Source organism: Vibrio cionasavignyae, assembly GCF_050337155.1.
Lineage (GTDB): Bacteria > Pseudomonadota > Gammaproteobacteria > Enterobacterales > Vibrionaceae > Vibrio > Vibrio nomapromontoriensis.
The window spans coordinates 374,714-387,105 of sequence record NZ_JAKJSR010000011.1; the positions used below are offsets into that span (position 1 = coordinate 374,714).

Below are 12,392 nucleotides of genomic sequence, written 5' to 3' on the forward strand. Positions count from 1 at the left end.
ACATGCAAGAATCGAACATAACTGCCCAGCAAGGCGTCACTCGGTCGCAATCTTCGACCAATCAACAGTGGCAGCAACGAAAAGAAGCCGTGATCGCAAAAGGCATGGGGAATTTGACCTCGATTTTCGTCCAGTCTGCATCTAATGCCACCATTACGGATATAGAAGGGAGAAATTATATTGATTTTGCATCCGGAATTGCCGTCACAAACACTGGACACAGCCATCCAAAAATTCAACAAGCCGTAGCGCAACAGCTTGAGCTGTTTAGCCATACCTGCGCCATGGTGACGCCGTATACAAGCTTTGTCGAATTAGCCGAAAAAATCATCGATAGAACCCCCATTTCAAACGACAAAAAAGCCGTTTTTCTCACAACAGGAGCTGAAGCGGTTGAGAATGCGGTTAAGGTCGCAAGAGCCTATACGAAGCGTTCAGGCGTCATCGCCTTTCGTGGTGGCTTTCACGGTAGAACCAATTTATGCATGGGGCTCACTGGAAAGGTCACTCCATACAAGCGTCACTTTGGGCCGTTTCCTGGTGATATCTATCACGCGCCATTTCCTAATCAATATCACGGCGTCAGTGAAGAACAAAGCCTCCAAGCTCTAGATGATCTGTTTGCTTGTGACATTGAACCTGAACGCGTCGCCGCTATTATTTTGGAACCTGTTCAGGGTGAAGGTGGTTTCTATCAGGCTCCAGTGACTTGGGCCAAATCACTTCGACGTCTCTGTGATGAACATGGCATCATGTTAATTTGTGATGAGATTCAAACCGGTTTCGCTCGAACGGGCAAACTATTTGCCACAGAGTACCTAGAGATCGAACCGGACCTCATTACTATGGCAAAAGGTATCGCAGGTGGGTTCCCAATTTCTGCTGTGATAGGTAAAGCACACATCATGGACGCTGCACCACCGGGAGGTTTAGGTGGTACTTACGCCGGCTCACCACTTGCTTGCGCTGCTGGACTCGCAGTATTAGACATCATCGACCAAGAACACTTATGTGCCAGAGCTCAAGAGGTCGGCACCCTATTTAAACAAAAACTCATCGATATTCAACTTCAGTGCCCGCAAATTGGGGATATCCGCCAGTTAGGCGCCATGATTGCCATAGAGCTAAACGATCCTAGCGATGGCTCCCCTCTCACGGAGCTCACTAAATCAATAGTCCAAACATGTGCTGAAAATGGGGTTATCGTTCTGTCCTGTGGCGTAAAGGGGAATGTTATTCGATTTTTACCGCCACTTACCATTGAGTTCTCACTCATTGAGAAAGGCTTAGAGCAAGTCAAAGCATGTTTACTCGCCAACCGCTAACCCTAGAAAAGGTTATCACTCGTCGCACATCAAACAGTACAACGTTTGGTGAGCGGCCACTAGACCTTAGTCGTATGTCTATGTTTTTTATAACCATTGAGACCTAAGTCTCATCTATAAATAAAATTATCATCAATACTAATTAATAATATTTACCCGATGAATCGATATTGAGCGTGCATGTTAGAACAATATATTCAGTTAGATGCTAACCATCACTTGACGCTGCAAGACCAAATTAAATCAGGGATCACCCAAGCGATTGCTAATGGTTTCATCAACACTTCTATGCCAATAACCTCATCTCGTAAACTGGCTCAAGATCTTAAGGTTTCCCGTAATACCGTTCTGCGTGTTTATGATCAACTCAGTGAAGATGGTTTTCTTATATCCAAAGAACGAAAAGGCTATTTTGTTAACCCAGATATCAGTGTATCGGCGATTCCTAGAACACCGCCAGTCAAGCAAACCATCGATTGGAACCACTACATACAAGTTAAACCATCATGGCATCAAGAAGCACCTAGAGACCTGAAAAATTACCCCTATCTCTTTGTTCACGGAATGATGGACCACTCATTATTTCCAGTGAACGAATGGCGAAAATGCAGTATTCAGTCGCTCAACAAAACCAACAGTAAACAATGGACATCCAGCGACAACGATTACGACGATCTGGTAGAGCAAATTCGAACTCGTGTGTTACCTCGCCGGGGCATTTATGTGCAATCTGACGAAATTATGGTAACTATCGGCAGCCAACAAAGCTTAAACCTTATTGCCAAACTACTTACGAGTGACACTTCAACTATCGGTATTGAAAATCCGGGGTACCCTGAAGCATGGGCGCAATTTGAATCAAGGAAAGCACGACTACAACCACTCGATGTGGATGATCAAGGCTTAGTTATCGGCGAGCTATTGAACCAGTGCGATATTGTATACACAACGCCTAGCAATCAATTCCCTACCACCGTGCGGTTATCGTCAGAACGACGTAAAAAGCTTGTTGAAGCGTCGGAGCAGCACAATTTCCTAATTGTAGAAGATGACTTCGAACACGAGGTTTGCTTTATTGAAGAAAATACTTTTGCATTAAAAGGCGAGTATTCAAGCGAAAGAATTATCTATTTATCTAGCTTTTCATCAACCATTGCTCCAGGACTACGAATTGGGTTCATTGTCGCAGCACCAGAGTTTATCAAAAGAGCAAAACATCTACAGCGCTTAAGTCATACCTACCCTCCGAAAAACAACTGCCACACTTTGGCGCTATTCATCAGTCTCGGATATTATGATGCCTTAATGCAACGACGATTAAAAAAGCTTCGAAGTAAATGGCTAACAATGGAGAAAGCATTAAATTACTATTTCCCCCAATCGGGCGTCGTCCCATCCTTAGCTGGCACCTCTTTTTGGCTAAACTACGATGCAAGATTCGATGCCAATACACTTTATGAAAAGGCTGAACAAATAGGGATTCTTATCAATCCTGGCGATCAGTACTACATTGAAGATGATAAAAAAAGCAGCTTTCGGTTGAGTTTCAGTTCTATTGAAGAAAGTGACATAAGAGAAGGCATTAGGCGTTTATCAGAAGTGGCTAGGGAAATACTGCCGTTAGAACACATCGCTGATACTCACGGTCAACAGCTCTCTGGCTCTGAAATAAGAAAACTATTCGACCATCACACCGTACTGACTAGTGACTGCTTTAATATTCCATACCGCATTGAATTTCAACCGGATGGACGAATGTATGGTGTATCGGATAGACCTAACGATGAGGATGAAGGCTACTGGTGGGTAGAAGGTAATACTATGTTTTATCAATGGAAAACATGGCAGTTTGCCGATATTCGTGAAGTCAGACTCGTCCTAGATGGGCATCAACTAAAACGGTTCGATCGCAATGGATTTTGTGTCAATACCGGGAAAATATCGCCTTCTGAGGCTTGGTAATATCAACGAGCAAACTCGGGCCCAACTCGACCTAATCAGAGCTTCCCCCTACTGTCTAATAAACACTGCGGTTACAAAAAGAAAACATATTTCTTGTAACGCACATTAATAACTCTTTGCACCAATGAACATTTATTCTTAATATGAAGATGTCGTACGCTGTATAAGGATATCCCATGGCCAAAGACCTATTTTCTAATCTCGACCTCAATTTATTGCGTACCTTCATCATTTTGAATCAAGAGCGCAATATGAGAAAAGCCGCTGAACGACTATTTGTCTCCCAGCCAGCGGTGAGTAAAGCGCTACAGCGGCTCAGAGATCACTTTGGCGATGAACTGTTTGTCAAAACCCATCATGGGCTACGCGCAACAGAGAAAGCCAACATCCTTGCCGAGTCTGTCAGTCCCATTTTGGATGAGCTCTCTAACGCGGTAAATCACTCTTCCGACTTTGACCCTAGTGAACTAGACGGCACACTCAAAATTGCCATATCTCCCTTTTTCCTATCAGGGATTGCGAGTAAGTTATTTCAATCAATAAGAAAAGAAGCACCAAACGTTCAGATTCAGTTACTCAATTGGAACAAAACTACGCTACAAGACATAGTGAATGATGACGTACAACTGGGTCTCAATTACTCTATTGCCCACGCGCCAAAGGAGCTGGTACAAACTCAACTAACCACTGATACTTTTCGAGCTTACATACGTAAAGATCACCCGTGCGATAAAGATGAGATTGAAATGCAAGATGGTGGAAAATTTGAGATCGCGACGCTGATTGCTGCGGATTGGAACTCCAATATATCCAACACTGAAAAAATATTAAAAATGCGTGGCATTGAATCCAATGTCGTCTTTCGTTCAGAGCTACCATCCGCTGTCATTGATGTAGTAAAGAACTCCGATATTCTTTTCCCCGCCTCTATGTTCCTAAACCTTGAGGCAAATTCAGGCTTACGTTCACTGCCTATCTTGTTTGGTAGCGTAGGCGTAAATACTGATATCAACACCTTTTATCACTATAAAAACCGAAATAATGCCACGACACAATGGTTGCGTAAAAAGCTGCATCAGACGCTTACCGCTTAACATCAGAACTCATTAATAACCTAGGGTTATTAATGAGATTCACCTAGTTTATTAATAACTTAACGTTATTCCCCTGATAAAACCCTTTCATTAGTCTTTAATTCGTCCCATCCATATACTTCTCTCCATCGGCTAGGAACGCCACTTCACAAGCATGAAGCGCACTTTTAGTTCCAACACATTTTGAGAGAAACGAATGAAACTTAAACTTATCAGCACACTTATCGCAGCATCTTTTTTAGCGGGTTGTTCATCGAATGGTTCTAGCAACGACACGGACTCAAACAACCCAACAGGTGTTGCTGATGTTCACGTATTTGAAGGCGAGAATGCAAATCTTGCAATGCTTTCCGGTGACCAAGGAGAGCACAATGCATTTCTTCTTCAATCTGAAGAACACAACATTATCGTTATCAATGGTGAATACTTCACAGTAAGCGACGGACTGGTTTACGATTCAAATAACCAAGCAGTCGGCACGGTTGATATTTCTGATGGACAAGCAACACTCGTTGGATTGCATGGAGCGTCGGTCACTCTTGAAGTGGTAGATGGTCGCCTTATCGCATCAGATATAACCGCACCTATCGATCCGGATTACGACAATGGCTTACCTCTATGGGGCGAAGAAGGCGCTAAAGAGCTAAAATTAGTTGAAGTTGAAGGGATTGGTCATGTCATCGTTATTGGTGATAAACCTGTAGGTGTTATCGATGGTGAAAATAGAGTTATCATTAATGGTGAAGTTGTTGGTTCAGCGTCTGGCAATGGAGACAATCGTAAAGTAATTAGCCTAAATAATGGCGCAACAATTGTTGCAGACAGCAATACTAATAAAATAACGATTGATCACGCAGATGGAACTAGAACGGTTATAGATCGTGAAAATGGAAGCATTATCAGTGACAATGCTCCAGACTTTGGTACTCCTTGGATGCCACAAGTACCCGAGTATGAAAACCCAATTAACGATATAGATTTCGAAGATAAAGGGAAACAGATTATCTTCACAAAAGACGGTGAAGAGATCGGTAAGCTAACTCAGGTAGAACGCGGGCACCAAGACGTTATCACCTCTGCAAATATTGTAAACTCTAACGGTGACAAAATAGGCAGCATTGAAAGTATTGGCACAGATATCAATAACCTATACCAAATCAATATTACCGAAGGTCAATATGCTGGCACTTATTACTTTGATAGAAACAATGGTCAAATTCACGCCAAAGGTCCTAAATCACTTGATGTCAACCTAAGTGCTGAACAGAAACAAGAACTTAAATCTAAAATTCAATCTCTATCTCAAGAGCAACGTCAGCAAATCAAACAGGCGGTAAAAGACCGAGTTAACCGCTCATAAACACAAATATAATAATGACTGTAAAAATCAAAGGAGCCGATTTCATCGGCTCCTTTTTATTTGAGTAATACCGATGAAAAAACTGATTGCCCTATTATTGTTACCGCTTAGTGCCTATGCCAGTCATCATGATTTAGCCTATTACGAGCCTTCTATGAGCCTACAAACATCAAAAGTTGGCGACTCATGGGTGGGCACGGTTTCCGGAACCGTACAAGCGACAGAAGAGATCAATTTAGGCTTTGAGCTAGACTCTACAGGTTACCTTGAGCTTGGCGCAGGTTATGGCATGCTGCTTGGTGAAACCTATACCGAGGCTTTCGTTAGCTATGGCCGCGCCGATATTGTTGATATTTATAACGTTGGCGTCTTTGCTGGAAGAATGTTGACCGATGACGTGTTGATTTTTGGTTCTACATCCTATGAATGGCGAAGAAATGTGATTGGGAAAATCCTAGAGACAGGCGTATCCCCTCATCAAGAGTGGAAAACCAGCCTAGGAACCAGCTATACCCCGATAGACTGGCTGAACTTTAGCTATTCACTTAATCATGAAAGAATTATGTCATACACAGACTTAGAACCTAATATCTTGCATGCTGACTTCACGTTAACGTTTAAGCCTAAATACATCGAACCGTACGTCAAATATCGATATGGTCAGCACCGTGTTCGCCCAGGCGAACCAAGAACGACAGAAGGCAGCTATGAATTTGGTTTTAACTTTAACTTTAAATAGATCCGATGCACTTGATTATCAACCTAGCGATGTTAACCATTTTAGTCATCATTCTTTCAGAGCTAGTTATCTTACTTAGTTACCTAGTTACTTAGTTGTTCAGGTGTTTAGTTGTTTAGTTGTTTAGTTGTTTAGTGACTAGGTTATTTAGTTTCACACGTTTCATCGGTGACTCTCTCCCCTTAACGCACTATTTGTTAAGGGGATTTTTTAAAACGACGACAACGAAACCAAGGTTTTGGTATAGTCATGCTGAGGCGCAGAAAACATCACTTGTGTGTCACCTTGCTCCACAATCTCACCATTTCGCATCACAATTGTGTAGTGACACAGCGATTTCACTACGTTTAAATCATGGCTAATAAACAAATACGTCAAACCATGCTTAGTCTGCAATGACTTCAATAAGTCGAGTACTTGCGCTTGCACTGTGCGGTCTAATGAAGACGTTGGCTCGTCTAGAAGAATAAACTCTGGTTTTAGAATGAGAGCCCTTGCGATAGCAATACGCTGTCGCTGACCGCCCGAAAACTCGTTGGGGTAACGGTGGCGCGTCTCTGGGTCTAGATCGACCTCCTTCATCACGTCACAAATCATGCTGTCCAACCGCGCTTCATCATGCTCAAAATGGACTCGCAATCCTTCTCCAATCACCTGAGCGACGGACATTCTAGGATTAAGCGCTGAGAATGGGTCTTGAAAGACCACCTGCATACGGCTTCGATAAGGTAACATTCCTTTTCTATCTAAGCGTTGAATGTCCTGCCCATCGAATTCAATCACCCCTTCACTTTGCACAAGTTTAAGTATCGCCATACCTGTTGTCGATTTACCAGAACCACTTTCGCCTACCAAGCCAATGGAATGCCCTCGTTTAAGTTGAAATTGCATCTGCGTCACCGCTTTAACATGATCCACGACTTTTTTGAACAATCCCCCTTTTATTGGAAACCACACTTTCAAATCATTGACCGACAGGAGTGTTTTCGCGTCGGGTTCAATATCAACGGGCAGGCCTCTCGGATCTGAATCAATCAGTGTTTGGGTATAGGGATGTGACGGCGTAGTAAAGACTTGTCGACAAGATCCAACTTCAACCAGTTCACCGTCTTTCATTACAGCGACTCGGTCCGCGATACGTCGCACAATACTCAGATCATGAGTGATGAATAACATCGCCATACCAAGCTCTTGTTGCAACTCCTTTAGTAAATCTAATATCTGGGCTTGTACTGATACATCCAAAGCCGTAGTCGGTTCATCGGCGATAAGTAATTCAGGTTCATTAATTAACGCCATCGCGATCATAACGCGTTGACGTTCCCCACCTGACAACTCATGAGGATAGGCAGAAATCTTACGCTCAGGAGACCGTATTCCCACCTTTTTTAACCACGACACGGCTAAAGCTTCTGCTTTGGTTGCTCTCATGCCGCGATGAATAGCCAATGTCTCCACCAGCTGTTTACCTATTTTGTGCAAAGGGTTCAAGGACACCATTGGTTCTTGAAAAATCATTCCAATTCGACCACCACGAATACCGCGAAGTTGACGAGCACTGCACGACAACATATCGATACCATCGAATGTAATCGTACCGTTTAGATAATGGCTTGAACCTTTCGGCAGCAACTTAAGGACTGAATTGGCCGTTACGGACTTGCCGGAACCGCTTTCTCCTACGAGAGCTAAGGTTTCCCCTTTTTGAATGCTTAAGGAAACCTTATTCGTCACCTGCTCTACACTTTTGCCACGCCCAAAACCAACGGAAAGATTATCTATAACCAGTACGTGGCTTGGCTTATCTTGTTTAACTTCTGTTGGGGCTATATTGTCTTGGTTCATAATGAAATCTCAGTATTAGCCCTGTCGATGTGGGTCAAAGGCATCGCGAACGGCTTCACCAGCAAACACCAATAACGTCAGCATGATCGAAAGTACGGCAAACGCCGAAAGTCCAAGCCAAGGCGCTTGAAGATTCGCTTTTCCTTGCGCCAGCAGTTCACCTAATGACGGGGAACCCGCAGGTAGACCGAAGCCAAGAAAGTCCAGCGACGTTAATGTCGTCACCGATCCAGATAAGATAAATGGCATCATAGTTAACGAGGCCACCATTGCATTGGGTAGCATGTGCCGCAACATAATGCGCTTATCACTGACTCCCATGGCATGCGCGGCTTTTACATAGTCAAAATTACGGCATCGCAAAAATTCAGCCCGCACAACCCCCACTAAACTCATCCAACTAAACAGCACCATAATTCCCAGTAACCACCAAAAATTAGGCTCAACAAAGCTCGACAAGATAATCAATAAAAACAACGTTGGCATGCCCGACCAAACTTCAATAAAACGCTGGCCGATTAAATCAATCCAACCCCCGTAATAGCCTTGTGTAGCACCCACTGCCACACCAATAACACTCGACACTATGGTTAAAATAACACCAAACAATACCGAGATACGAAAGCCATAAATTATCCTCGCTAACACATCCCGACCTTTATCATCGGTTCCCAACCAGTTAGCAGAATCGGGTGCCGACGGAACCGATGCGACAATATTGTAATTGATCGTATCGTAGCTAAAACGAATGAGTGGCCAAATTATGTAACCATTTTCTTCAATAAGATCGCTCACATAAGGGTCGGTATAGTCGGCTTCGGTTTCAAACTCACCACCAAACTCCGTTTCTGCGTATTGGCTAAATATTGGGTAGTACCATTGATTATCATACTCAACCAACAGCGGTTTATCGTTCGCTATAAACTCCGCAAATAGACTTAAAAAGAACAGTAGACAAAAGATCCATGTTGACCAGAAACCTCGTTTGTTGGCTTTGAAACGCTGCCATCTTGCGTGAGTGAGCGGATTCGCTGCCATCTATCGCGCCTCAAAATCAATACGTGGATCGACCCACATATAGGTTAAGTCAGAAATAATACTCAAAATCAGACCTAAGAGCGTCATGATATATAAAGAGCTAAATACCACCGGGTAGTCTCGCTGAATGGTTGATTCAAAACCTAGCAATCCTATTCCTTCTAACGAGAACATAACCTCAATAAGCATTGAGCCCGTAAAGAAAATACTGATGAACGCACTTGGGAAGCCAGCAATGATAATCAGCATGGCGTTACGAAAAACATGCTTATAAAGAATGCTGTTTTCATCTAACCCTTTGGCTCGAGCAGTCACGACATATTGCTTGTTAATTTCATCTAAAAATGAATTCTTAGTCAGCATACTGAGTGTGGCAAATCCGCCAATTACCATTGCAAGAATCGGCAAAGTTAAGTGCCAAAAGTAATCAATAACCTGTTGGTACCACGTCAACTGATCAAAATTGCTCGACACCAGCCCCCTCAATGGGAACCAACTGAAATAATTACCGCTGGCGAATAGGATGATTAAGATGATAGCGAACAAGAAACCCGGAATCGCGTAACCGATAATGATCATGGCACTGGACCAAATATCAAACCGAGAACCATGATGAATGGCTTTAAAGATGCCTAACGGTATCGAGATTAAGTAAATAATCAACGTACTCCATAATCCCAATGAAATGGAGACAGGAAGGCGGTCTTTAATCAAATCAATAACATTACCACCACGAAACAGGCTATCACCAAAATTAAACATGGCGTAATTCTTCAACATATCAAAATAACGCTCGTGGATAGGCTTATCAAAACCAAATTGCTTGCGAATCGCCTCCACCACTTCTGGGTCTAGGCCACGCGACCCTTTGTACCCAGTCGACACATCGTCAGAACTGCTGTCGAGTTCCACTTCCTTACCGCCACCACTAAAACGCTCCATTACGCCTGAATTCAATCCCTGCATTTGAGCGATGGCTTGCTCTACCGGTCCACCAGGCGCGACCTGAATAATGAAAAAGTTAATGGTGATGATTGCCCAAAGCGTTGGGATAACCAGCAATAGTCGCCGGAAAATATAGGCCGCCATAATATCCTCTTATCGACGCTTTTCAGGAAGCTTGTCAGCTTTCTCTTTAGATACCCACCAGGTATCAATACCTAGGTCATAAGTAGGTAGGACATCAGGGCGTTCAAATTTATCCCATGTCGCCACACGATATTTTTTGATGTACCACTGAGGAATGATGTAGTAGTTCCATTGCAGCACACGATCGAGCGCACGGCCTAATGCTAGAAGCTGTTCAGGATTATCTTGATTATCGGCAATTTCATCGGTTAATGCGTCAATGACAGGATCCATCACCCCTGCTGTATTGTACGTAGAATCAATAAACTTCGAATTCCAGACAATTTTAAGATCGGAATTTGGGTAAGGATGAGCAAAATAAGAAGAGGACACCATGTCAAAGTCACGATCTCTTAAGCGCTTAGTGTATTGAGTGGTATCAATGGTGCGAATTCGCATGTCGATACCCATCGCACGCATATTTTTCTGAATAGGGATCGCGTAACGCTCTGTCGTTGGACTATAAATGAGCAATTCAAAGCTCATCTTCTCGCCCGTTTTGACATTTGTCATCGCTTTATTTTTCAGCTCCCAACCCGCCTGTTTTAGCAATGCAAACGCCTTGCGCATTTGCGGACGAATCCGACCAGAGCTATCTGTAACTGGCGGATTGTACTCTTCACTAAACACTCTCGCAGGGATCTTATCTTTATATTTATTAAGTACTTCAAGCTCCGCATCACTAGGCAAGCCTTTCGCCTCATAATCGGTATTTTGGAAGAAACTTCTTGTTCTAGTATATTGGTTATAGAACATGTTCTTATTCATCCACTCGAAGTCCATCGCATAGTTCAATGCTTCACGCACCTGAGGGTCATTAAAAACTGGCCGTTGAATGTTAAACACAAATGCTTGTGTTGCCATCGGTTTGTGGTGCTCAATCTCTTCCTTTTTGATATAACCTTTATCGAAGTTGGCTCCGGTATAAGAACTTGCCCAGAATTTGGCGCTGGACTCCTGCCTGAGGTCAAACTCGCCCGCTTTAAAGGCTTCTAACATGACCGTATCATCACGATAATAATCATATTGGACAGTCGCAAAATTGTTACGACCGACATTCACCGGTAGGTCTTTAGCCCAATAGTTTTCATCCAATTCATAAGTAACACTCTGACCCGGCTTATAGTCAGTAATTTTGTACGCGCTACTTCCTACTGGCGGCTCGGTGAGAGGCTCGGCAAAATTTTTATCTTTCCAAAAATGTTCCGGTAATACTCGTGTGCTCTGTGCCAGACCAAATAACTTTTCTTTGTTTGGCCTTTCCATTTCAATTCGAACCGTCAGTTCTGATATTGCTTTCAATGATTTGACATCTTTATAGTAAGCGCGATATTGGGGCACACCCTCCTTCATAAACTTGTCAAAAGAAAACTCAACATCTTTCGCCGTAATTGGATGTCCATCATTAAAGCGAGCTTTAGGGTTTATGTCGATTTCCATCCACAAGTAATCATCCGAGTAACGAACTCGCTCAGCGATAAGTGGGTAGTAAGCGTTAATTTCATCGCTTGGTGAAAACATTAAGGTGTCATAGAGGTTGCCTGATGCTGCCGCCGCGACACCTCTAGAAGCAAAACGATTAAAATTATCGTAGGTGCCGATTTGACCATAAGTCACTTTGCCAAATTTTGGCGCATCGGGATTGACGTAATCAAAATGGGTGAAGTTTTCAGGATACTTGGCGGTACCAAAACCAACCAACGTGGTACTTTCTATTGTATTTGCGGCGATTGCACTGGTGGCGAACAATCCTAGCGTAACCAATGCAACGTTTCTCAATACTGCCATCCCTTTCTCCCTAAAATAGAAAAAGGGCGTTTTAAGGCGTCCTTTTCCTTACAAGCTAACAACAAGTAAATTTGATTATACTGTTATAAATAGCTGTATTTCACGGGGTTTTC

9 protein-coding genes are annotated in these 12,392 nt (G+C 43.1%); 5 read left to right on the top strand and 4 right to left on the bottom strand.

Going from position 1 to position 12,392, the window contains the following annotated elements; genetic code table 11:
- Positions 1 to 2: 2 nt before the first annotated feature.
- From gabT to L4D74_RS07330, 5 genes are all read left to right on the top strand, one after another.
- Positions 3 to 1,325, top strand: coding sequence for a 4-aminobutyrate--2-oxoglutarate transaminase (gene gabT, locus L4D74_RS07310; RefSeq protein ID WP_428751464.1), 1,323 nt, complete (start codon positions 3 to 5; stop codon positions 1,323 to 1,325).
- Between the two features lie 180 nt (positions 1,326 to 1,505).
- On the top strand, positions 1,506 to 3,287 hold the full coding sequence (gene pdxR / locus L4D74_RS07315; RefSeq protein ID WP_428751465.1) for a MocR-like pyridoxine biosynthesis transcription factor PdxR: 1,782 nt from the start codon (positions 1,506 to 1,508) through the stop codon (positions 3,285 to 3,287).
- A gap of 176 nt (positions 3,288 to 3,463) precedes the next feature.
- A complete protein-coding gene (locus L4D74_RS07320; RefSeq protein WP_428751466.1) occupies positions 3,464 to 4,381 on the top strand; it encodes a LysR family transcriptional regulator in 918 nt (305 codons plus the stop codon).
- A gap of 196 nt (positions 4,382 to 4,577) precedes the next feature.
- Complete coding sequence (locus tag L4D74_RS07325; RefSeq protein ID WP_428751467.1) at positions 4,578 to 5,741, top strand: hypothetical protein; 1,164 nt, start codon at positions 4,578 to 4,580, stop codon at positions 5,739 to 5,741.
- Between the two features lie 73 nt (positions 5,742 to 5,814).
- Complete coding sequence (locus tag L4D74_RS07330) at positions 5,815 to 6,480, top strand: hypothetical protein (RefSeq protein ID WP_428751468.1); 666 nt, start codon at positions 5,815 to 5,817, stop codon at positions 6,478 to 6,480.
- Between the two features lie 210 nt (positions 6,481 to 6,690).
- Here L4D74_RS07330 and L4D74_RS07335 read toward each other — a convergent pair whose 3' ends face one another.
- From L4D74_RS07335 to L4D74_RS07350, 4 genes are read right to left on the bottom strand one after another with little or no spacing between them, the layout of a single operon-like run.
- Positions 6,691 to 8,325: an ABC transporter ATP-binding protein gene (locus tag L4D74_RS07335; RefSeq protein ID WP_428751469.1), complete on the bottom strand. Its 1,635-nt coding sequence runs from the start codon at positions 8,323 to 8,325 to the stop codon at positions 6,691 to 6,693.
- 15 nt (positions 8,326 to 8,340) lie between these two features.
- Entirely contained in the window at positions 8,341 to 9,363 is a 1,023-nt protein-coding gene (locus L4D74_RS07340) for an ABC transporter permease (protein ID WP_265674966.1), read from the bottom strand.
- Positions 9,364 to 10,452: a microcin C ABC transporter permease YejB gene (locus tag L4D74_RS07345; RefSeq protein WP_428751470.1), complete on the bottom strand. Its 1,089-nt coding sequence runs from the start codon at positions 10,450 to 10,452 to the stop codon at positions 9,364 to 9,366.
- Positions 10,453 to 10,461: 9 nt separating this feature from the next.
- A complete protein-coding gene (locus tag L4D74_RS07350) occupies positions 10,462 to 12,279 on the bottom strand; it encodes an extracellular solute-binding protein (RefSeq protein WP_428751471.1) in 1,818 nt (605 codons plus the stop codon).
- Between the last annotated feature and the right edge of the window lie 113 nt (positions 12,280 to 12,392).